The organism is Pseudomonas sp. GW823-FHT05G12 (genome assembly GCF_058795575.1).
Window position 1 is genome coordinate 1 of sequence record NZ_CM179501.1, and the last position, 21200, is coordinate 21200.

Here is a 21200-nt window from a genome sequence, read left to right on the forward strand (position 1 = left end):
GTGTCAGTGGAACTTTGGCAGCAGTGCGTGGAGCTTCTGCGCGATGAACTGCCTGCCCAGCAATTCAACACCTGGATCCGTCCGCTACAGGTCGAAGCCGAAGGCGACGAGTTGCGCGTCTATGCGCCTAACCGTTTCGTTCTCGATTGGGTCAATGAAAAGTACCTGGGTCGCTTGCTCGAGCTGTTGGGTGAGAACGGTAGCGGCATTGCACCAGCCCTTTCCTTATTAATAGGTAGCCGTCGCAGCTCGGCCCCAAGGGCTGCGCCCAACGCGCCGGTCAGCGCTGCCGTTGCGGCTTCGCTGGCGCAGACTCAGGCACACAAGACGGCCCCTGTCGCAGCGGTTGAACCCGTTGCCGTGGCTGCAGCCGAGCCTGTACTGGTCGAGACGTCTTCGCGTGACAGCTTTGATGCCATGGCCGAGCCCGCTGCGGCGCCGCCCAGTGGTGGTGGCCGGGCTGAACAACGCACCGTGCAGGTTGAAGGTGCGCTCAAGCACACCAGTTACCTGAACCGGACCTTTACCTTTGACACCTTCGTCGAAGGTAAGTCGAACCAGCTCGCCCGCGCGGCTGCCTGGCAGGTTGCGGACAACCCTAAGCATGGCTACAACCCGCTGTTCCTTTATGGCGGTGTGGGTTTGGGTAAAACCCACCTTATGCATGCTGTGGGTAACCATCTGCTGAAGAAAAATCCGAACGCCAAGGTGGTGTACCTGCATTCGGAGCGTTTCGTCGCGGACATGGTCAAAGCGCTGCAACTCAATGCCATCAACGAATTCAAGCGCTTCTACCGCTCGGTGGACGCGTTGTTGATCGACGATATCCAGTTCTTCGCTCGCAAAGAGCGCTCGCAGGAAGAGTTTTTCCACACCTTCAACGCCTTGCTCGAGGGCGGCCAGCAGGTAATCCTTACCTCTGACCGCTATCCCAAGGAAATCGAAGGCCTGGAAGAGCGTCTGAAGTCGCGCTTTGGTTGGGGCCTGACGGTGGCTGTCGAGCCACCAGAGCTGGAGACCCGCGTAGCGATCCTGATGAAGAAGGCCGACCAGGCCAAAGTCGAGCTCCCGCATGACGCAGCCTTTTTCATCGCTCAGCGCATCCGGTCCAACGTCCGTGAGCTGGAAGGTGCACTGAAGCGGGTTATCGCTCACTCGCACTTCATGGGGCGTGACATCACCATCGAGCTGATTCGTGAATCGCTCAAGGATCTGTTGGCGCTGCAAGACAAACTGGTCAGTGTGGATAACATTCAGCGTACCGTCGCTGAGTACTACAAGATCAAGATCTCCGATCTGTTGTCCAAGCGTCGTTCGCGTTCTGTCGCGCGCCCGCGTCAGGTAGCCATGGCCCTGTCCAAGGAGTTGACCAACCACAGTCTGCCGGAAATTGGCGACATGTTCGGTGGTCGCGACCATACGACCGTGCTGCACGCCTGCCGCAAAATCAATGAACTGAAGGAATCCGACGCGGACATCCGCGAGGACTACAAGAACCTGCTGCGGACGCTGACGACCTGATGGCCGTCTGCGCAGCTAATTGAAGGCAAGGGACTAGACCATGCATTTCACCATTCAACGCGAAGCCCTGTTGAAACCCCTGCAACTGGTCGCCGGTGTCGTCGAGCGCCGTCAGACCTTGCCGGTCCTGTCCAACGTATTGCTGGTCGTACAAGGCCAGCAACTGTCGTTGACCGGTACCGACCTGGAAGTCGAGCTGGTAGGCCGCGTGCAACTGGAAGAGCCGGCCGAGCCTGGCGAGATCACTGTTCCTGCGCGCAAGCTGATGGACATCTGCAAAAGCCTGCCTAACGACGCCCTGATCGATATCAAGGTCGATGAGCAGAAATTGTTGGTAAAGGCCGGCCGCAGCCGCTTCACCCTGTCGACCCTGCCTGCCAATGACTTCCCGACTGTGGAAGAAGGCCCGGGTTCGCTGACCTGCAACCTGGAGCAGAGCAAGCTGCGCCGCCTGATCGAGCGAACCAGCTTCGCCATGGCCCAGCAGGATGTGCGCTATTACCTCAACGGTATGCTGCTTGAGGTTTCCCGCAACACGTTGCGCGCTGTATCCACCGACGGTCACCGCCTGGCGCTTTGCTCGATGAGCGCGCCGATCGAGCAGGAAGATCGACACCAGGTCATCGTGCCGCGTAAAGGTATCCTGGAGTTGGCGCGCCTGCTGACCGATCCTGAAGGCATGGTCAGCATCGTGCTGGGTCAGCATCACATCCGCGCCACTACTGGCGAGTTCACCTTTACCTCCAAGCTGGTGGACGGCAAATTCCCGGACTACGAGCGCGTACTGCCCAAAGGCGGTGACAAGCTGGTCGTCGGAGACCGCCAGGCGCTGCGTGAAGCCTTCAGCCGTACTGCGATTCTTTCCAACGAAAAGTACCGCGGTATTCGCCTGCAGCTGGCTGCCGGTCAACTGAAGATCCAGGCTAACAACCCCGAGCAGGAAGAAGCTGAAGAAGAAATCAGCGTGGACTATGACGGTAGCTCGCTGGAGATCGGTTTCAACGTCAGCTACTTGCTGGACGTGCTGGGCGTGATGACTACTGAGCAAGTTCGTCTGATCTTGTCCGATTCAAACAGCAGTGCGCTGCTGCAGGAAGCTGGCAATGACGATTCTTCCTACGTTGTCATGCCGATGCGCCTGTAACCTGTAGCAGGCGAAATGTCCCTTCGACGTATCATGGTCACCGCGGTGCGCAACTTGCACCCGGTGACACTCTTACCCTCCCCCCGCATCAACATCCTTTACGGCGCCAACGGCAGCGGCAAGACCAGCGTGCTCGAAGCCGTGCATTTGCTCGGCCTGGCCCGTTCATTTCGCAGCACCCGCCTGAATCCGGTTATTCAGTACGAACAGGCTGCCTGTACTGTGTTCGGCGAGGTTCAGCTGACGGAGGGTGGTACGAGCAACCTGGGTGTGTCCCGTGAGCGACAAGGGGAGTTTACTATTCGCATCGATGGGCAGAATGCGCGCAGCGCCGCGCAATTGGCTGAGTTACTGCCGCTTCAGCTCATCAACCCAGACAGTTTCCGACTGCTGGAAGGTGCCCCAAAAATACGCCGCCAGTTTCTGGACTGGGGGGTGTTCCACGTGGAACCTCGTTTTCTGCCAGCCTGGCAACGCCTTCAGAAGGCGCTGCGGCAGCGGAACTCATGGTTGCGTCATGGTACACTTGACCCAGCTTCGCAAGCCGCCTGGGACCGGGAATTGTGCCTGGCTAGCGCGGAAATAGATGAATACCGTCGCAACTACATCAAGGCCTTGAAGCCCGTCTTCGAGCGAACCCTGAGCGAACTGGTCGAGCTGGACGGGTTGACCCTGAGCTACTACCGAGGCTGGGACAAGGACCGGGAACTGCAAGAAGTGCTCGCCTCCTCCCTCCTTCGCGATCAGCAGATGGGCCATACCCAAGCCGGTCCGCAGCGTGCTGATCTGCGTTTGCGGTTGGCTGGCAACAACGCAGCCGACATCCTGTCGCGTGGTCAGCAAAAGTTGGTGGTATGCGCATTGCGCATTGCCCAAGGCCACCTCGTCAGTCAGGCTCGCCGCGGTCACTGTATTTATCTCGTGGATGACTTGCCGTCCGAACTGGATGAACAGCATCGCCGCGCACTGTGCCGCTTGCTTGAAGAATTACGCTGCCAGGTGTTCATCACCTGTGTAGATCACGAATTACTGAGGGAAGGCTGGCAGACGGAAACGCCAGTTGCTTTGTTCCACGTGGAACAAGGCCGTATCACCCAGACCCACGACCATCGGGAGTGAAGGCATGAGCGAAAATCAAACGTACGACTCCTCCAGCATCAAGGTGCTGAAAGGTTTGGATGCCGTACGCAAGCGTCCCGGCATGTACATTGGCGACACCGATGATGGTAGTGGCCTGCACCACATGGTCTTCGAGGTGGTCGACAACTCGATCGACGAAGCCCTCGCCGGTCACTGCGATGACATCACTGTCATCATCCATCCGGACGAATCTATCAGTGTGCGCGACAACGGTCGCGGCATTCCGGTCGATGTGCATAAGGAAGAAGGCGTTTCCGCAGCCGAGGTCATCATGACTGTGCTGCACGCCGGCGGTAAGTTCGACGACAACTCTTACAAAGTATCCGGCGGTCTGCACGGTGTAGGTGTGTCGGTTGTGAACGCCCTGTCCGAGAAGCTGGTTCTGACCGTTCGCCGTAGCGGCAAGATCTGGGAACAGACTTACGTTCACGGTGTTCCACAAGCGCCCATGGCGGTTGTCGGTGACAGTGAATCCACGGGTACCCACATCCACTTCAAGCCATCGGCTGAAACCTTCAAGAACATTCACTTCAGCTGGGACATCCTGGCCAAGCGCATCCGCGAGCTGTCGTTCCTTAACTCGGGCGTTGGCATTCTGCTGAAGGATGAGCGCAGCGGTAAGGAAGAGTTCTTCAAGTACGAAGGCGGTCTGCGTGCGTTCGTCGAGTACTTGAACACCAACAAGACGCCGGTCAACTCCCAGGTGTTCCACTTCAACGTTCAGCGTGACGATGGCGTGGGTGTTGAAGTCGCCCTGCAATGGAACGACAGCTTCAACGAAAACCTGCTGTGCTTTACCAACAATATTCCGCAGCGTGATGGCGGTACCCACCTGGTGGGTTTCCGTTCCTCGCTGACCCGTAGCCTTAACAGCTACATCGAGCAGGAAGGCCTGGCCAAGAAGAACAAGGTGGCAACCACTGGCGACGACGCCCGTGAAGGCCTGACCGCAATCATCTCGGTTAAGGTACCGGACCCGAAGTTCAGCTCGCAGACCAAGGACAAGCTGGTCTCCTCGGAGGTGAAAACCGCCGTGGAACAGGAGATGAACAAGTACTTCGCCGATTTCCTCCTGGAAAACCCGAACGAGGCGAAGGCCGTCGTGGGCAAGATGATCGACGCGGCTCGCGCCCGTGAAGCCGCCCGTAAAGCCCGTGAAATGACTCGCCGTAAAGGTGCGCTGGATATCGCGGGTCTGCCGGGCAAACTGGCCGACTGCCAAGAGAAGGATCCTGCTCTCTCTGAACTGTACCTGGTGGAGGGTGACTCTGCGGGTGGCTCGGCCAAGCAAGGCCGCAACCGTCGTACCCAGGCGATCTTGCCGCTGAAGGGTAAAATCCTCAACGTCGAGAAAGCGCGCTTCGACAAGATGATTTCGTCCCAGGAAGTGGGCACGCTGATCACCGCGCTGGGCTGTGGCATCGGCCGCGAAGAGTACAACATCGACAAACTGCGTTATCACAACATCATCATCATGACCGATGCTGACGTTGACGGTTCGCACATCCGTACGCTGCTGCTGACCTTCTTCTTCCGTCAGCTGCCGGAGCTGGTCGAGCGTGGCTACATCTATATTGCCCAGCCGCCGCTGTACAAGGTGAAACGAGGCAAGCAGGAGCAGTACATCAAGGACGATGAGGCCATGGAAGAGTACATGACCCAGTCGGCTCTGGAAGATGCCAGCCTGCACCTGGACGAATCGGCGCCAGCAGTTTCCGGTGTGCAGCTGGAAGCGCTGGTGAATGAGTTCCGTAGTGTCATGAAGACTCTCAAGCGCCTGTCGCGCTTGTACCCGGAAGAGCTGACTGAGCACTTCGTCTACCTGCCGGAGGTGACCCTGGAGCAGTTGGGTGACCACGCAGTGATGCAGGCCTGGCTGGCCCAGTTCCAGGCGCGTCTGAACTCCAGCCAGAAGTCTGGCCTGGCTTACAACGCCAGCCTGCGTGAAGACAAAGAGCGCAACGTGTGGCTGCCTGAAGTGGAAATTACCTCTCACGGTCTTGCCAGCTACATCACCTTCAACCGCGATTTCTTCGGCAGCAATGACTACCGTACCGTAGTCAACATTGGTGCCAAGCTTTCGAGCCTGTTGGGTGAAGGTGCGTACGTGCAGCGCGGTGAACGCCGCAAGGCAATCGTCGAGTTCAAAGAGGGCCTGGATTGGCTGATGAACGAGACCACCAAGCGCCATACGATTCAGCGATACAAAGGGCTGGGTGAGATGAACCCGGATCAACTGTGGGAAACCACCATGGACCCGACCGTTCGCCGTATGCTCAAGGTCACGATCGAAGATGCCATCGCCGCTGACCAGATCTTCAACACCCTGATGGGTGATGCGGTCGAGCCGCGTCGTGACTTCATCGAAAGTAACGCGCTGTCGGTGTCGAACCTGGACTTCTGATCAGGTGTAGGTTCACAGAAAAGCTGCACGCTTTCACAAATAGATGACCGGCCGGGCTTCAACCATGGCCCCTGTCGGTCACCATCAAGCCCGCCTTCGCGGGCTTTTTTTTGCCTGGAATTCCTGCCGGGGCGCCCTACTCCGCTCATTGGAAAATGATGCAGATGGGGGGATTTGAGGAAGTGATTTGATGGGGCGCTGGAAGTGCTGAGAGGGTCGGCGGGCGGATCTGAGCAGCAGAGAGATTGAGAGGACTTTAAAACTAATATTTGAACACCTTAATAGTTAATTAAGCGTACGTGTTAAGTATTAATTTGAACAATTTAGTATGGAAATGGAATTTGGTGGAAGTTGCCATTTTGGATTTTTTGTAGATTTCGAAGGGATGTTGGAATAAGATCTATGACCAACTTTTCCGCTTTGCACTGAAGATTTTCAGCCAAATCAGCTGTTTGAAGCGAGAGCTTCAGACCTGATCCAAATTGCTCCAGCGATCACGAAGTGGCCGTTTAGAAATAAAGAGAGCAAGCCGATTGCTTTAGATTCTGATCAGTCATGAGAGTCATGACCAATGAGAGAAAAGGAGACCTGAAAATGTAGAAAAACGCGATCAATCCCGAGAGGACTGACCGCGCTTAGCGAAGCAGACTTGCGTCCTCAGAACCCGCAATGTCTGCTTTTTCGAAGCGACTGTCAATCCTCTCCCATTTTTTCGACCTTAGCGAGGTTACTCGACGGCACAGTGTTGCCTGTCGAAAGGCCTCACTTCGCCCGCCCTGCGCCTTGATTTTTTGGCGCAGCGTCGGCGCTCGTTTCGAGATTTTCGGAGGTGTTTCATGACAGTACGAAAGGTGGTCACGCGGCGGTCCAACCATTACCGCGGCTACTTCCCATCGCTCAAAAATAAAAAGCCTGTGCCCTGGGAGTCCCAGCTCGAAGGCGCTCTTTTTCGGCTTCTTGAGCTGTCTCCTGCGGTCATCGGCTACGTCCCGCAGCCCAGTGAGGAACGTGTTCCATCGCTCCAGGGCTACTTCAAATATTACCCAGACGTACAGGTTTTCCTCGCGGATGGGCGCGAGTGGTGGTTTGAAGTGAAGCCTCACGACCGACTGAAGATTGCCAGCGTCAGGCAGCGACTGGATGCCGCTGAGCGCTACTTCAACGCCACTGCCCGTAACTTTTCGGTGATCACTGAAAAGTTAATTGAAGCTGAACCCCTGGCTACCAATCTTAGAAGGCTGATGTATCACCGGCGCGGTCCAGAGCTTTCGCATCAGGCGTTGGAGGAGGTAATGGCGACCTTCAACGAATGGCCGCCTATGACCGTTGCAGATCTGCTCTACGTGGTTGGTGAGGGGAAAGCCTGGCGCTTGTTAGGCCTTGGGGTGGTGGGCATTGACCTTGATAGGTCAATTGACACTGACTCCCCGGTCTTCCTGCAAGGGGGGCACCGTCATGCAAACCTTTTCCCTTAGGGTGAAATTGGTCGTCATCGTTCGTGGCGTACTGATGGTGCTTGAGAAGAGGCTTATTGACCGGAAGCTGCTCTTTTTCGATGAGCTTGGTGAGCCCACGAAGCTATCCGAGAAGGAGTTCTATGAGGCCTACGAGAAGCGCGAGATCGAGATCTCCGCTGATCAGCCATACCTTGGGAGGGTTCCGTATGTGCGGAACGTCCCTCCAGATATTTCATGCTTCCCCAAAAAACATGGAGATGAGGCATTGCGTCGACGCAAGTATCTGGACGACCTAACTAAGCGCGGTAAATACAAGCTACCGGGTGACGAAGACATGATCAAGAAGCTTAGAGATATCGCCAAAAAGATTGGGGATGCGTGCGCACCCTCGGTTTCCACTATTCGACGTTGGGCAGCCAAATACATTGGCCAGAACGTAGTAAAGCTTATCCCTCAGCATGCCAAAAAGGGTCGGGCTGCCGCGATACAGGGAGAGCTCGAAGTTATTCTTGAAGGGGTGATTAATAAAACCTACCTGCAGGATACGATTCCAGCGGTCAGCGTGGTCGTTTCAGAATTCGAGGATCAGATAAAAGAGAGGAACAAAAGTCGTTTGCCTTCGGATCAGCTCAAGATCCCAAGCGGAATGACTGTCCGAAGGTACATCGCCAAGCTGGATCCGTACCTTGTGGATAAGGAGAGGCTCGGAAAACACGCAGCAGACAAGAAGCACCGTGTTGCGGCGGGTGTCCTACGTGTCCATGAGATTTTGGAACGTTGGGAAATTGATCACACCTTGTTGGACGTCCAGCTTGTGGATGAAACCTCGGGGCTGTGCATTGGGCGCCCCTATCTGACGATCGTCCTCGACCGCTTCTCTCGAATGGTGATGGGATATTTGCTCCACCTGTCGGCGCCAAATACGGAAACCGTGCTTCGTGTGATCGAACGCTCAATCCGTCCAAAAGCCGAATTGCTGAAGCGCTTTCCGAAAGTGAGAAATGAATGGTGGGCACGTGGGCTGCCGGCTCGAATAGTCCCAGACAACGCAGCGGAATTTCACGCGGGCGATCTCATCATGGGATTCAACGAGTTGGGTATCGAGATCATGTATCCCGCTTCAAGGGCCCCTCAAAGGAAAGGTGCCGTCGAACGCTTTTTCAGCACACAGAACCTGGGGCTTATCCACAACCTCCCGGGTACCACCTTCTCGAATATCCAGCAGCGTGGCGATTACGACTCGGAGAAGAATGCATGTTTCACGCTCCCTCAATTGGAGGCGGTGGTAGTGAAATGGATCGTCGATGGTTACCACCAGACTCCTCATCGGGGGCTGGACAACAGAACACCGGCTCAAGTCTGGGGGACTAGCGAGGCGAACCATGTCATCAGCCTTCCCGTCGACCTGGACTCGTTGGAGTGCATTCTGGCCAAGCGGGCCTCGGTGAAGGTTCACCATTACGGCATCGAGGTTGCCAAAGTGGGCTACCACTCTACGGAACTTGCTGAGCTCCGTATGCGTTTGGCAGACGGAGAAAAGGTAAACGTCCGCTATCGAGACGAAGCCGGGCACGTTTGGGTTCACGACCGCTTCAGAAACTTGTTCTTCAAAGTGCCCGCCAAAGATGAGCGAATGGCCGGTAAGAGCAGGGAGGTGTGGAAGGCTGCCGAGAAAGCGCTGCGAGAAAAATATAATGAGCAGCCTAGCTTCGAGGCTACGCACAGGTGCTACCAGGAAATTATGGAAGATGCAGACGAGGCCCGCCGTTCGCAGACGCTCAGAAAACGACGCGCAGCTGCCATAGCGAAAATCGACAAGGAGGGTCGAGTGACCGAAAGCACGCCTCCACCCAAGGTACTCGCTGAAGTGGAATGGACCGGTGACTCTATTCCTAACATTCCGCCAGCAGCCTTCAAGGTCTCGGTTCGTCGCCCTGCTGGGAGTTCTAAGCCATGAACGCCATCAATCTGTACGAATGCTACGAGCATGGTGAATACAGCTTTACGCTCCGCGATCGTTTTATTCACAGCCCTCAAGTCGAGCGAGCGTTGACGCGACTAGGCGATATCCACGGCGATAGTCGGCGTACCAGAGCAAGTAAAGGGTTGCTGATCCAAGGTCCAAGCGGAGTGGGCAAGAGCACATTGGTCAAGGAGTACATTCGGTCATTGGAGGAATTGGAGAGCCATGACCCACAGAAGCGGACAGTTCTGTTCGTCGAGATGCCTTCGTCTCCAACCAAAAAGAACCTGGCAGCAGCCATTTTGGCAGAGCTGAAGGATCCCTTCGCAGAGGCACGAGGACATTCGGCAGAGGTTAAATTTGCGCGAGTAGTCCTGCTGCTGAAGAACCTTGGCGTGGAGATGTTGGTCCTCGATGAGGCGCAGCACCTGGTCGATTATCGTCGTAATGGTGCGTATGAGGCAGCAGACTGGATCAAGAGTCTGATGAATGAAACCAGTATCGCGTTTGTTCTGATTGGGCTGAAGCGCACCGAAAATCTCCTGCTAGCAAACGAGCAACTGCGACGCAGGTTTTCGGCCACGGTGGCATACGATCGCTTCACCTTCTCCGCTAATACGTCTCTTCATTTCGTGATGTTGTTGCAGGCAATCGAGGGCGAACTGCCTGTTCAAACCATCAGTTTTGTAGAGCCAGCGATGATTAAACGCTTCTACCTGGCTTCCTATGGATTGATCGACTACCTCATCAAGATTGTGGACAGGGCTGTTTGGCTGGTTCAAGTCCAGGACCTTGTCGGGATTGAACTTCCTGTGCTGGCCCAGGCTTTTGAAGACGAGGTTTGGAGCTACGCCACCGAGGATCGAAACCCCTTCAGTGCGAGCTTCAATTTCCAGCCTCTGTTCGGGAAGCGGGAGCCGTTTGAGACGTTCGAAGAGAGCAGTACCTGACGGCCAAGGGCCGGGCTTATCGGCCCGGCTCTACTCCCCTGATTTTTATGTCTTCGATTTCATGGATGTGTAGGAATGTTTGGTCTTTTAATCAACCCACGACCACACCAAGACGAAAGTCTTTTGGGGTACCTGCAGCGCCTGGCGAAAGCCAACGGATTACCCAGAAAGGAACTGCTCACCGCCTTTGCACGAGCCGACGAGACCGATGTTGCGGACTGGCTGCAGATGATGGAAGGACCACTGAGCTGGCCTGCGGTATCTGCTGAGTTTCGTGATCCAAGGCCCAAGGGGGTCAAGTTATGGACGACTCATCACGCTCGTTACTGTCCGATCTGTTTGGGCGAAGCCGGTTATTGGAGAGAAAGCTGGGGCTTGACCCTGGTTACGACGTGTTCTGTCCACGGCACTGAACTCCACGGGCGGTGCCCCAACTGTCTGAAGGAAACCGATCCAAGCGCAATGAGTGCGAATAGTTGCCAAGCGTGTGGCACCTCATTGAGTGGGACCAATTTTGAGATCGCGCCGGCGAGTGATACGGCCGCCTGGCTCACCTCTGGCTTTGAAGATAGGTTTTACGCCGACTCGTTGCCAGCTGACGCGGGATTGGCGGCCCTCACCTACGAACAGTTTCACGAGTTGTCATCGCGTCTCGCTGTCAGAAGTTTGCCTACGGAAAGAACCCAGCCGCTGAAGGTTGCTGATTCGGGTTCGCTAGAGATATCGCGGCTTATGGCAAACGCGGCGGGCGTGGTTCTCATGAACTGGCCTCTCGCATTCAGAGAACTGCTGAGTGGCCTCAAGGCAGTCCATTCCGATAACGAACATTGGACGCTCAGCAGATCGTTCGGCCCGATATACCACGACATCCACCGTGATCTGGATGACTCTTGTTTTGACTTTCTTCGTCGAGAGTTCGAATCATTTCTGCAGCATGCGTGGGAAGCACCGTTAGCGAAGCGAAATCGCAATTTGAGTGAGGAGACGATTGAGAGACATCGTTGGGTGTCGTTCGATTCTGCTGCTGAAGCTTGTGGTCTCGGGGTATCAGTCATAAAACGCCTTCATCAGGAGGGACAAATCGCCTATCGGGAGAAGGTCCATGAAGATCGAGTCTTTACGGTCGTGGACCTGGATCATTTGAAGGCAATCTCGCAGCATCTCCAGGGCGTGGCTGATATGAAAGAAACCTCGACTTTGCTAAGCCTCTGTCGCAATCGGGTTAGGCAGCTGCTAGCTGGTGGTACCCTCCAGTTCTTTGGTGGAGAACCGCGCCCAGGCGAAAGGTGGCTGATTGACTGCCGCTCGATCAACGAATTGATTGATGAGAAGCTGCCTACCAGCTCTGACCAGAGCCTGGTGTCGATCAACTACTTGGCCAAGCATTCTCTGCCCAAGGGGGGTGGGTTGGTCGAGTTGGTTCAGGCAATACGTGCAGGTGAACTTCGCGCTTACGGCCCAGCTGAGAATGGCTCGGTTGCGGTAGGGGCGTGGTTACTCAAGCCGCAAGATTTTGCAGCGTGGCAACAAGCCCGAGCTGAGAACAAGAGTCCGGTCTTTCCCGGCCTGTCGGTAGTCAAGGCTGCTGCGCTGTTAGGCGTCAAAGAACAATGCGCATACGCGTTCGTTCGACTGGGTCTGCTATGGAGCACTGCTGTCGAACGAGGCCGGCGTACGCAATTGATGGTTAAGCCTCAAGCCATCGACAGATTCAGGCGTGGCTATATCTTGGGACCGGAGATTGCGGTGTATTTGGGGAAGTCGACCAGGGAGGCGTTCAAGCACCTTTGGGAGGCCAGGTTTCGCCCCGTTGCGGGGCCATCCATTCCAAACGCGGCTTGCCGGCAGTACGTTTGGGTAAGAAGCAAAAAGCTGATCGATTACCTCGCAAGTGAAGCCGCCCAGATCGACGATCCTGAAGCCATCACGTTTTTATCCACACCGATCGCTCAGCCTCGTGATTGCCGATTCAGGCATGTGGGATCAAGATAGTTAGCACGCTTTCTTTCTTGATTGCTAAAATCATCGAACCCATTTTGGAGAATCTTATGTCCCGTCTCGCTGAATTCCGCCTGCTCGAACAACAGCTCGCAGCCCAACTGGCGGAGCTGGAAGCGCTGAAAAATGACTCTGCCCTGAAGCAGGAAATGGAATTTGAAACGAAGCTGCGCAGTTTGCTCAACGAGTATGGCTACGGCCTGCGCCAAGTGGTGCTGATCCTCGATCCGCAAGCGGTGGCTTCCACTGATATGGCCCCAAAAACCTCTCGGAAACCACGCGAAGTGAAGGTCTACAAGAATCCACACAGCGGAGAGGTTGTTGAGACCAAGGGTGGTAATCAGCGTACGCTTAAGGCCTGGAAAAACGAGTATGGCGCTGAGGTAGTCGAGTCTTGGCTCGCCAATTGATTGCACTGCAGGCGGCTTCTGGCACGAGATGAATCGTGGTGCGCCCCGAATGCAAATTCCCATTCTGGGGCGTGACGAAATTTTCTGCGGGTGGTGGATTTAGAGAATTAAAACTGTCGCTAGAGGGTCCCGTCTTTCGCGGCCTGCAGCCATTTGGAGAGGAAACGCAAAACTGTCGCAATCACCCAAAACGCCGGTTCAGACTGATTCGCTAGAGAATTAAAACTGTCGCAGCCTGAAACGACGCGGCTTTCACGTGTATTCAGAGCCATCATTATCGATAGCCTGCTTACAAACATGTAATTCCTGGATCACGTGGATGACAGCTCCCAGTCGGTAAGCTTCACTCATGTCTTCATGGAGTAACAGAAATGAACACCGCTAAAAGCATTGCCGCCCTCATGCTCGTAATCGCCTCCTCATCCGCTTTAGCTGAAGGAGGATCTGATCGCTTACACGGAAAGATGATTCAGGCAAATGAGCAAGCAATGCGTGCCTACGCCGCTGCCAATGGAAAAAAACCACCTGAAGTGATCCATTATCGCTACGGAATGAAACTGGATGTGGCGAGAGTTATCAGTATGACTTCGCTCAAAGGTAGCTGCGACGTGATGCCGACACAGATGAATTACGAGGACTCAACAGGTGAGTTGAAAATCCTCGAATATCGCTCTGCTGGAATTAACTGTAGAGGTCAAAACTGACCGAAGGGACAGGGTAAGTCTTGGAGTAAGCTGACCACGACCAGCGCTGCAGCTGGTCGGCTGGCCGGCAGAAGCCCTTCCCCCGGGGCATCTTGCATTACGTGTCAGGATAACTGGCAACTACTTGATCGTCCCCACTCTTGGTGAGGCCGATGACTTGATAGGCGTGTTTCATGCCATCAACCTCCATACCTGGTGAGCCAGCGGGCATGCCAGGTACCGCGACGCCTGCCAGGTCGTTGCGCTTTATGAGCTCCTGCACCTGGGCTGCGGGGACGTGACCTTCCACAAACTTGCCATCGATAACCGCGGTGTGACACGAAGCCAGCCTCGGAGCTACTCCTAGCTCTTGCTTCACCGCCCTCATGTCCGTTTCAACGTGGTCGACGACCTTGAAGCCGTTTGCCTCCAAGTGCGCTATCCATTTCTTACAGCAACCGCAATTAGCGTCCCGGTGCACATCGATAGTCAGGGGCTCCGCAGCAAAGGCGGCTGAGGCGATTAGAAGTGACGCTGCGGTACTTAAACCGAGGAAGCGGCGCTTACTTGTCATGAGTGTGCTCCTTCCCGTCTTTGTGCACATGGGTTTTGGGAGTAGAACCTGTGTGGTGGTCCGAGTGCGCCTCGCCGGACTCGTGTTCACCGTGGTGCTCCGCTACTGATGAAGACTCCGAATGCGAACTGCCATGATCATGACTTTCCTCAGCCACGCCGTTTGCTGCGGAATCATCATGATTTCCATGACCTGATTTCGCACCACCGTGTTGGCCTTCATGGTTATGCATATCGCTTTCGCCACCGCCATGTTGGTGACCACCACTGGAAGCGACCATCATCTGGTACTGCTCAGCATTGAGTTGCGGTAGCTGGTCCAGGAACGCGACGATTCCCCAGATGTACTGGTCGTCCATGCTCTTACCCCAGGCTGGCATGCCTGTCGCTTTGATACCGTGCTTGATGGTCCAAAACGCAGCAGCAGGGTCACCGCTTACACCTATCTCGGTGAGGTTTGGTGGGGATGGGTATAGGGCTTGGCTGAGTTCAGTTTTCTCCACCCCTGGCGCGAGGTGGCAACCGATACACATGGCGTTGTAGTTGCCTGCCCCTGCTTGGATGAGAGCAGGATCTTTAAGGTTTGGCACCTCAATGTCGCTTGCTCGGACTTCAATCGAGCGATCCCGCGCCATGGCCAAAAACGCATGCACAGCGGGGAAGTGTGGGTCGTCCGCACCAACGTTCACGAGACCGAAGTAAGCAGCACCTAGCACTGCTGCGCTAGTAACAGCACCTGCCGCCACCAGCGTTGTAATTGTTTTTTTCATGTTGAGTTCTCAAAACCACATCCGAATACCGGCCACAAAACGAGCTTCGTCCACGTCCCCGCCTTCATCCCGAATGAAATCGGCGGTTTTGCCGTAGGAACGGCTCCAGGTGACACCTATGTATGGCGCGAACTGGCGAACAATCTCGTACCGTAACCGCAGCCCGACTTCGGTGTTTGCCAGGCCAGAGCCGACGCCGCGTTCCGGGTCGTTCTTGCCATAAAAGTTGGCCTCAGCGGTTGGCTGAAGAATTAAACGATTGGTTAGCAAGATGTCGTACTCGCCCTCCAGACGGGCAGCGGTTTGACCGTTCTCGCCGATAAAGGCGGTGGCTTCAGCTTCGAAGTCATACAGGGCCAGGCCCTGAATACCGAACGCAGCCCAGGTCTGCGGATCCTCCGGTTTGAAATCCTGCCGGACGCCGGCGACAACATCCCACCACGGGCTTACCGAGCGGCCATAGAGGAGCTGCAGCTCAGCATCTTCAGTCACACCATTGGTTCGTTCACCTTCCGAGCGAATCCAGAGCCTATTGATATCGCCGCCCACCCAGCCGGATGCATCCCAAGCAAGCGTGCTACCTTCATCGGCATCTTGGTATTCCAGTTGGTCTAGCAAGAAAAAGCTGTTGAACCCGCTGTCATCCATTTTGTGCCCGTCAAGCGGGGGGAAGGCAGCCTGCCGGTCGGCATCAGTCAGCACCGGGATTGGCGTACGGCTGGTCGGGGTCGGCGAATCAGCGTTCCCGTTTCCCATCGTGGAATGACCCATCGCGCCATGATCCATGCCTTCCATGGACCCGTGATCCATGCCTTTCATGCTTCCATGGTCCATCTTGCTGTGGTCCATCGAGGCGGGTTTCGCTTTGGGCTGGCCATGGCCCATTTTGCTGTGATCAACGGGTGCAGGTTGCGTGGGTTGCTTGCTCGCGCCCATCTGGCTGTGGTCCATGCCCGGCATCGCAGCCTGTGATGAGGCGTGGTCCATCTGCATGGCATCGTGGCCCATTGCCGAGTGGTCCATTCCGGAATGATCCATTTCAGCGGCGAAGCTGGGCGAAACGCCCAGCACACCTAAAGAAACGGCGAATGCCAGCAGCGATGGTCGTGCAACGCTATTGGCCATTTTTCCCTGCCTTAGCTTTGTCGCTGCCATGCGATTCCATCATTTTGCTGTGATCCATTCCTTCCATGGAACCATGATCCATGCCCTCCATAGAGCCATGATCCATGCCTTTCATGGAGCCGTGATCCATGCCTTCATGGTTCATGCCCTGGGCTTGCTTGCTCTTCGAGCCGTTCGATTGCGCCGCGTTGGACGACTTTTGAGAGTGCTGATCATGGTTGTCACTGGACCAGGAAGACGGGGCGTACACCGCGAGCAGGCCAACCATCGCGGCAGAGAGGAAAAAGGCGCTTCGTTTCATTGGTTTGCTCATCTCGTATCTCCAGTTCATTCGTCCACGCGGACTTCTCGGAACATGCCCATCTCCATGTGGTACATGAGGTGACAGTGATAGGCCCAGCGCCCGAGTGCATCTGCGGTTACGCGATAGCTTCGTTTCGAGCCAGGCGGCATATCGATCGTGTGTTTTCGCACCATGAAATTGCCGTCCTCATCCTCCAGGTCACTCCACATGCCGTGCAGATGGATGGGGTGAGTCATCATGGTGTCGTTGACCAAGGTAATACGCAGGCGCTCGCCGTACTTGAGCCGCAGCGGCTCTGCGTCAGAAAACTTGATCCCATCGAAGGACCAAGCGAACTTTTCCATATGCCCGGTAAGGTGCAGTTCGATTGTCCGGCCAGGTTCCCGGCCGTCAGGGTCGATGAAGGTGCTACGCAAATCCGAATACGTGAGAACCCGACGCCCGTTATCGCGAAGCCCGATCCCCGGATCGCTCAGCTTTGGCGTAGGGGTCATGGTCTGCATATCGACCAGAGGGTTGTTTGTTTCGGAGGCGGGATGGTTCTGCATGGCACCGCTGGCGGCCATATTGCTTTGGTCCATACCGGTCATGTTGCCGTGGTCCATGCCAGCCATCTTGCTATGGTCCATACCGGCCATGCTGCCGTGGTCCATGCCAGCCATCTTGCTATGGTCCATACCGGCCATGCTGCCGTGGTCCATGCCAGCCATCTTGCTATGGTCCATACCGGCCATGCTGCCGTGGTCCATGCCAGCCATCTTGCTATGGTCCATACCGGCCATGCTGCCGTGGTCCATGCCAGCCATCTTGCTGTGGTCCATACCGGCCATGCTGCCGTGATCCATGCCACCCATGCTGCCGTGGTCCATCCCCATATCACTCATGGAGATGAGAGGCCTTGGATCTACAGCCGGCACCGGTGCCTGCAGGCCCTCACGGACAGCCAAGGTACCCCTTGAATAGCCGGTGCGATCCATGGATTGAGCAAAGATGGTGTAAGCCTGCTCGTTTTCAGGCTCGACAATGACATCGTAGGTTTCAGCAACGGCAATCCGGAATTCATCGATCGACACTGGCTTAACGTACTGACCGTCGGCTGCGACAACCGTCATTTTCAAGCCGGGGATCCGCACGTCGAAATAGGTCATCGCCGAGCCATTGATAAAGCGAAGCCGGATTTTCTCCCCTGGCTTGAAGATTCCCGTCCAGTTCCCATTTGGCGCCTGGCCGTTCATGAGGTAGGTGTAGGTGTGCCCGCTCACGTCAGCGAGATCGGTTGGGCTCATCTTCATCTCGGCCCACATCTTTCGATCGGCCACAGCAGCAGACCAACCTTTCTCGCTCACGTCGTCGACGAAGTCGCCAACGGTGCGCTTGTGGAAGTTGTAATAGTCCGACTGTTTTTTGAGCTTGGACATAACCCGCGCCGGGTCTTCGTCGGTCCAATCACTCAGCATGACGACATAGTCACGATCGTAGGTGAAAGGCTCTGGATCCTTGGCATCAATCACCAGCGCACCGTAAACACCGACCTGCTCCTGGAAGCCCGAATGGCTGTGGTACCAGTAGGTGCCGTTCTGGTGGACCTTGAACTTGTACTCGTACATGCCGTCGGGAGCGATGCCATGGAAGCTTAGACCCGGCACGCCGTCCATATTCGCCGGCAGGATGATGCCGTGCCAGTGGATGGACGTGTCCTGCTTCAAGCGGTTGCGAACCCGTAGCGTGACCGTGTCGCCTTCGCGCCAACGGAGTATTGGTCCTGGCAGCGAACCGTTGATGGCCATCGCCGTTCGAGCTGCCCCGGTAATGTTCACCGGGAGCTCCCCGATGTACAGGTCAAAATCGGTGCCGGTCAGTACGTTAGGCTGGCCAGGGCTGGTTACGGCCCAGACCGGCGCGCGCCACATGCCCAGCCCACCCAGTAGTCCGGTAGCAGCCAGGCCTTTGACGAATGAACGTCTCGTGGTTTTGCTTTGCATGCCGTTGCGTCCAATCAGGTAGATCGCTGATATCCAGACTGCGGGATCCGCAGCCATCTGGTTTCAATTGAGCTCCCCCAAGCCTCGTAGACTTTCGCCAAAGCACAAGGATTGCGGGAGGCAATACCCCGAAAGCTGACATAGTTCAGATTCCGGGGTGATTACATTTCTGTAAGCTAAGCTCAGCAGCTCTCGTGGCCGGGGTGCTTTTGGCTTTGGGCGGTAACAGGAGCCTCTGCTTTTTTCTCCTGAGCAACCTGGTAAGCCTGCATGGAAGATGCACGTGCAGCTTCCATCCTGGCGAAGGTGCGATCCGCGCCGCCTTCAGCCAGGGCGAGGCTCGCCATGCCGAAGGTGACTACCATCACAATCGCTTTGATCATGTTCATTTGCGTTTCCTCTAAGGGTCAGTTTCGCCTGATTGGCGCCGTTCACAGTGCTCAAGCTAGCTACCCGGCACTGTCAGCAAGCTGAGCCCGACATTACTTTTCCGTCAGCTTCTGGTTGGGTGCCTTTTTTGCTGCACACTGAAGGGCATCCAAGGGGGCGCAGCAGATGAAATTACTCGTAGCCGAAGATGAGCCAAAAATCGGGGCCTACCTGCAGCAAGGGCTGACGGAGGCAGGCTTTACCGTCGATCGTGTGGTCACAGGGACCGACGCGCTGCAATACGCTTTGAGCGAGGCGTATGACCTGCTGATTCTTGATGTAATGATGCCGGGGCTAGACGGCTGGGAGGTGCTGCGGATGGTACGTGCGGCAGGGAAAGAGGTCCCAGTCTTGTTTTTGACGGCCCGTGATGGCGTGGACGATCGCGTGAAAGGGTTAGAACTCGGGGCTGACGATTACCTGGTCAAACCCTTTGCATTCTCGGAACTGCTAGCGCGTGTGCGCACTTTGCTGCGAAGAGGCAGCAGTGGCTATGCTCAGACCACTATGAAGATGGCTGACCTGGAGGTAGACCTGCTTAAGCGCCGGGCCACCCGAAATGGCAAGCGGATCGACCTCACAGCCAAGGAGTTCTCCTTACTGGAACTACTCATGCGCCGACGCGGCGAGGTACTGCCGAAGTCCCTGATCGCATCGCAGGTGTGGGATATGAACTTCGACAGCGACACTAACGTGATCGAGGTTGCTGTTCGTAGGTTGCGGGCCAAGATTGATGACGATTTCGCCCCCAAGCTCATACATACAGTTCGTGGCATGGGCTATCTGATGGATGTTCCCGAGTAATGCGCGCCCAATCGTCGCTCGTTAAACGCCTTACCCTCATGTTCATGTTCGCGGTCATCGCCGTATTGGTCGTTGCCGGCGTGAGCTTCTACATGCTCAGTCAGCACCATTTCCAGATGCTGGATGAGCAAGCCCTGGCCGAGAAACTCGAATCCACCCGGCACATCCTTTCACTTTCAGCAGCACGTGATGAACTTGAGGATCAGGAGCCTCAACTGCGTGCTTTGTTGGGGGCTCATCAGGACCTTTCTGCGGAGATTCTTGATGCTGACGGTACTGTCCTGTTCTCGGACTCCAAGGCATCCCGCATCCCTGAGCGCTTTAAGCAGGCCTCTTCTGGCGCCGTTTGGGACTGGCAAATCGACTCGCGGAACTTCCGGGGGATTACCTCTCAACTGGCTATAGCGCAGGCGCAGGCGCCGGTAACAGTCATGTTGATGCTGGATGTCACCAGCCATGCCCACTTTTTCAAGACGCTGCAATGGTGGTTCGGCATTGGCTTGGTCATCAGCGCTCTGGTTAGTGCAGGATTGGGGTGGATCGTGGCCAAGAGCGGTCTTCGGCCGGTTGGGCAGATCACCAAGGTGGCGACATCCATGTCTGCCCGGTCCCTTCGCGAGCGAATTCCATTGGAGCCCGTGCCGCTTGAATTGCAGGAGCTGATCCTCTCCTTCAACGGAATGCTTGCACGCCTGGAAGACGCGTTCGTCCGGCTATCAAACTTCTCAGCCGACATCGCACATGAGCTGCGGACTCCGGTAAGTAATCTTCTGACGCATACCGAAGTCGTTCTGACCAAAAAACGCGACCTCGATGCCTACGAAGACAACCTCTACTCCAATCTTGAAGACCTCAAGCGCATGTCGCGCATGATCGATGACATGCTGTTCCTGGCAAAAGCTGATAACGGCTTGATCATCCCCGAGCAGGTTGATATCGATCTGGTCGGGCTAGTGTCCAGACTGATTGAGTACTACCAGCTTGCAGCCGAAGACCGAAGCATTCGGCTTGCCCTTCAAGGCGAAGGTACGATCCGTGGTGACCGGCTAATGATTGACCGGGCGGTTTCCAACATTCTATCCAACGCTTTGCGCTATACCCCCGAAGGCCACGATATCGCCGTCCGGATTGTCGAGGCGGCTGATCAAGTGAACCTGTCCGTCCAGAACAATGGGGCCACGATTGATCCGGAACATATCAACAAAATCTTCGACCGGTTCTATCGCGCTGACCCTGCAAGGCGGGAAGGAAGCCCAAGCAACGCCGGCTTGGGTCTGGCCATAACGCGTTCGATCATCGAGGCTCATGGTGGGCGAATTTGGTGTACCTCCGCTGACGGCGTGACGAGTTTTCACATCGCTCTGCCGCACGCCAAACAATCCACTTCCAAGCCTCAAACGGCTTAATGCTCATTTCATGCGTGTAACCTATACTCGGCCATCATGAACCGGCTCCTACGACTGTTCACCATCCTGCTTCTAATCGCATCGCTTCCTCTCAACGGCATGGCGGGAGTCGACTCAGCCATTGAACCATGCCCCAT

18 protein-coding genes are annotated in these 21200 nt (G+C 55.8%); 12 read left to right on the top strand and 6 right to left on the bottom strand.

Features of this window, described 5'->3' with window-relative positions; translation table 11 throughout:
* From dnaA to AC3RCM_RS00050, 10 genes are all read left to right on the top strand, one after another.
* On the top strand, positions 1-1521 hold the full coding sequence (gene dnaA, locus AC3RCM_RS00005; RefSeq protein ID WP_064491471.1) for a chromosomal replication initiator protein DnaA: 1521 nt from the start codon (positions 1-3) through the stop codon (positions 1519-1521).
* A 40-nt stretch (positions 1522-1561) separates the two neighbouring features.
* Positions 1562-2665 carry a DNA polymerase III subunit beta gene (dnaN, locus tag AC3RCM_RS00010; RefSeq protein WP_020192712.1) on the top strand — a complete coding sequence of 368 codons (1104 nt, stop codon included), beginning with the start codon at positions 1562-1564 and terminating at the stop codon, positions 2663-2665.
* Between the two features lie 15 nt (positions 2666-2680).
* Positions 2681-3784: a DNA replication/repair protein RecF gene (gene recF, locus AC3RCM_RS00015; RefSeq protein WP_064491470.1), complete on the top strand. Its 1104-nt coding sequence runs from the start codon at positions 2681-2683 to the stop codon at positions 3782-3784.
* 4 nt (positions 3785-3788) lie between these two features.
* The gene (gene gyrB / locus AC3RCM_RS00020; RefSeq protein WP_064491469.1) at positions 3789-6209 is read left to right on the top strand and encodes a DNA topoisomerase (ATP-hydrolyzing) subunit B; all 2421 of its coding nucleotides are present in this window, start codon (positions 3789-3791) and stop codon (positions 6207-6209) included.
* A gap of 836 nt (positions 6210-7045) precedes the next feature.
* Complete coding sequence (locus AC3RCM_RS00025) at positions 7046-7684, top strand: TnsA endonuclease N-terminal domain-containing protein (RefSeq protein ID WP_011953077.1); 639 nt, start codon at positions 7046-7048, stop codon at positions 7682-7684.
* Positions 7665-9623, top strand: a complete 1959-nt coding sequence (locus AC3RCM_RS00030; protein ID WP_011953078.1) for a TnsB C-terminal domain-containing protein — start codon at positions 7665-7667, stop codon at positions 9621-9623. The genes AC3RCM_RS00025 and AC3RCM_RS00030 overlap by 20 nt, the downstream gene beginning before the upstream one ends.
* A complete protein-coding gene (locus AC3RCM_RS00035; RefSeq protein WP_010951429.1) occupies positions 9620-10579 on the top strand; it encodes a TniB family NTP-binding protein in 960 nt (319 codons plus the stop codon). The genes AC3RCM_RS00030 and AC3RCM_RS00035 overlap by 4 nt, the downstream gene beginning before the upstream one ends.
* 75 nt (positions 10580-10654) lie before the next feature.
* Positions 10655-12571 carry a TniQ family protein gene (locus AC3RCM_RS00040; protein WP_010951430.1) on the top strand — a complete coding sequence of 639 codons (1917 nt, stop codon included), beginning with the start codon at positions 10655-10657 and terminating at the stop codon, positions 12569-12571.
* Positions 12572-12627: 56 nt separating this feature from the next.
* Positions 12628-12987 (top strand): histone-like nucleoid-structuring protein, MvaT/MvaU family, encoded by a 360-nt coding sequence (locus AC3RCM_RS00045; protein ID WP_010951431.1) that lies wholly within the window; start codon positions 12628-12630, stop codon positions 12985-12987.
* Between the two features lie 371 nt (positions 12988-13358).
* A complete protein-coding gene (locus AC3RCM_RS00050; protein WP_011953079.1) occupies positions 13359-13691 on the top strand; it encodes a DUF2790 domain-containing protein in 333 nt (110 codons plus the stop codon).
* A 97-nt stretch (positions 13692-13788) separates the two neighbouring features.
* On the opposite strand, the gene AC3RCM_RS00055 is transcribed toward AC3RCM_RS00050, so the two are convergent.
* From AC3RCM_RS00055 to AC3RCM_RS00080, 6 genes are all read right to left on the bottom strand, one after another.
* Positions 13789-14244, bottom strand: coding sequence for a DUF411 domain-containing protein (locus AC3RCM_RS00055; RefSeq protein WP_011953080.1), 456 nt, complete (start codon positions 14242-14244; stop codon positions 13789-13791).
* A complete protein-coding gene (locus AC3RCM_RS00060; RefSeq protein ID WP_011953081.1) occupies positions 14234-15013 on the bottom strand; it encodes a c-type cytochrome in 780 nt (259 codons plus the stop codon). The genes AC3RCM_RS00055 and AC3RCM_RS00060 overlap by 11 nt, the downstream gene beginning before the upstream one ends.
* Before the next feature lie 9 nt (positions 15014-15022).
* Positions 15023-16138, bottom strand: a complete 1116-nt coding sequence (locus tag AC3RCM_RS00065; RefSeq protein WP_070091301.1) for a copper resistance protein B — start codon at positions 16136-16138, stop codon at positions 15023-15025.
* Entirely contained in the window at positions 16128-16451 is a 324-nt protein-coding gene (locus tag AC3RCM_RS00070) for a hypothetical protein (RefSeq protein ID WP_012269845.1), read from the bottom strand. Before AC3RCM_RS00070 ends, AC3RCM_RS00065 begins: the two co-directional genes overlap by 11 nt.
* A 14-nt stretch (positions 16452-16465) precedes the next feature.
* Positions 16466-18424: a copper resistance system multicopper oxidase gene (locus tag AC3RCM_RS00075; protein ID WP_012269846.1), complete on the bottom strand. Its 1959-nt coding sequence runs from the start codon at positions 18422-18424 to the stop codon at positions 16466-16468.
* A gap of 182 nt (positions 18425-18606) precedes the next feature.
* Complete coding sequence (locus AC3RCM_RS00080) at positions 18607-18813, bottom strand: co-regulatory protein PtrA N-terminal domain-containing protein (protein ID WP_011953085.1); 207 nt, start codon at positions 18811-18813, stop codon at positions 18607-18609.
* A 166-nt stretch (positions 18814-18979) separates the two neighbouring features.
* Here AC3RCM_RS00080 and AC3RCM_RS00085 point away from each other — a divergent pair, with 166 nt between their 5' ends.
* Positions 18980-19657 carry a heavy metal response regulator transcription factor gene (locus AC3RCM_RS00085; RefSeq protein WP_011953086.1) on the top strand — a complete coding sequence of 226 codons (678 nt, stop codon included), beginning with the start codon at positions 18980-18982 and terminating at the stop codon, positions 19655-19657.
* On the top strand, positions 19657-21063 hold the full coding sequence (locus AC3RCM_RS00090; RefSeq protein ID WP_011953087.1) for a heavy metal sensor histidine kinase: 1407 nt from the start codon (positions 19657-19659) through the stop codon (positions 21061-21063). The genes AC3RCM_RS00085 and AC3RCM_RS00090 overlap by 1 nt, the downstream gene beginning before the upstream one ends.
* The last annotated feature ends 137 nt before the right edge of the window (positions 21064-21200 follow it).

Bases quoted from the DNA above. Each gene is read 5' to 3' on its own strand.
- dnaN (WP_020192712.1), top strand. From the start codon at position 1,562: ATGCATTTCACCATTCAACGCGAAGCCCTGTTGAAACCCCTGCAACTG.
- recF (WP_064491470.1), top strand. From the start codon at position 2,681: ATGTCCCTTCGACGTATCATGGTCACCGCGGTGCGCAACTTGCACCCG.
- gyrB (WP_064491469.1), top strand. From the start codon at position 3,789: ATGAGCGAAAATCAAACGTACGACTCCTCCAGCATCAAGGTGCTGAAA.
- AC3RCM_RS00025 (WP_011953077.1), top strand. From the start codon at position 7,046: ATGACAGTACGAAAGGTGGTCACGCGGCGGTCCAACCATTACCGCGGC.
- AC3RCM_RS00030 (WP_011953078.1), top strand. From the start codon at position 7,665: ATGCAAACCTTTTCCCTTAGGGTGAAATTGGTCGTCATCGTTCGTGGC.
- AC3RCM_RS00035 (WP_010951429.1), top strand. From the start codon at position 9,620: ATGAACGCCATCAATCTGTACGAATGCTACGAGCATGGTGAATACAGC.
- AC3RCM_RS00040 (WP_010951430.1), top strand. From the start codon at position 10,655: ATGTTTGGTCTTTTAATCAACCCACGACCACACCAAGACGAAAGTCTT.
- AC3RCM_RS00045 (WP_010951431.1), top strand. From the start codon at position 12,628: ATGTCCCGTCTCGCTGAATTCCGCCTGCTCGAACAACAGCTCGCAGCC.
- AC3RCM_RS00050 (WP_011953079.1), top strand. From the start codon at position 13,359: ATGAACACCGCTAAAAGCATTGCCGCCCTCATGCTCGTAATCGCCTCC.
- AC3RCM_RS00055 (WP_011953080.1), bottom strand. From the start codon at position 14,244: ATGACAAGTAAGCGCCGCTTCCTCGGTTTAAGTACCGCAGCGTCACTT.
- AC3RCM_RS00060 (WP_011953081.1), bottom strand. From the start codon at position 15,013: ATGAAAAAAACAATTACAACGCTGGTGGCGGCAGGTGCTGTTACTAGC.
- AC3RCM_RS00065 (WP_070091301.1), bottom strand. From the start codon at position 16,138: ATGGCCAATAGCGTTGCACGACCATCGCTGCTGGCATTCGCCGTTTCT.
- AC3RCM_RS00070 (WP_012269845.1), bottom strand. From the start codon at position 16,451: ATGAGCAAACCAATGAAACGAAGCGCCTTTTTCCTCTCTGCCGCGATG.
- AC3RCM_RS00075 (WP_012269846.1), bottom strand. From the start codon at position 18,424: ATGCAAAGCAAAACCACGAGACGTTCATTCGTCAAAGGCCTGGCTGCT.
- AC3RCM_RS00080 (WP_011953085.1), bottom strand. From the start codon at position 18,813: ATGAACATGATCAAAGCGATTGTGATGGTAGTCACCTTCGGCATGGCG.
- AC3RCM_RS00085 (WP_011953086.1), top strand. From the start codon at position 18,980: ATGAAATTACTCGTAGCCGAAGATGAGCCAAAAATCGGGGCCTACCTG.
- AC3RCM_RS00090 (WP_011953087.1), top strand. From the start codon at position 19,657: ATGCGCGCCCAATCGTCGCTCGTTAAACGCCTTACCCTCATGTTCATG.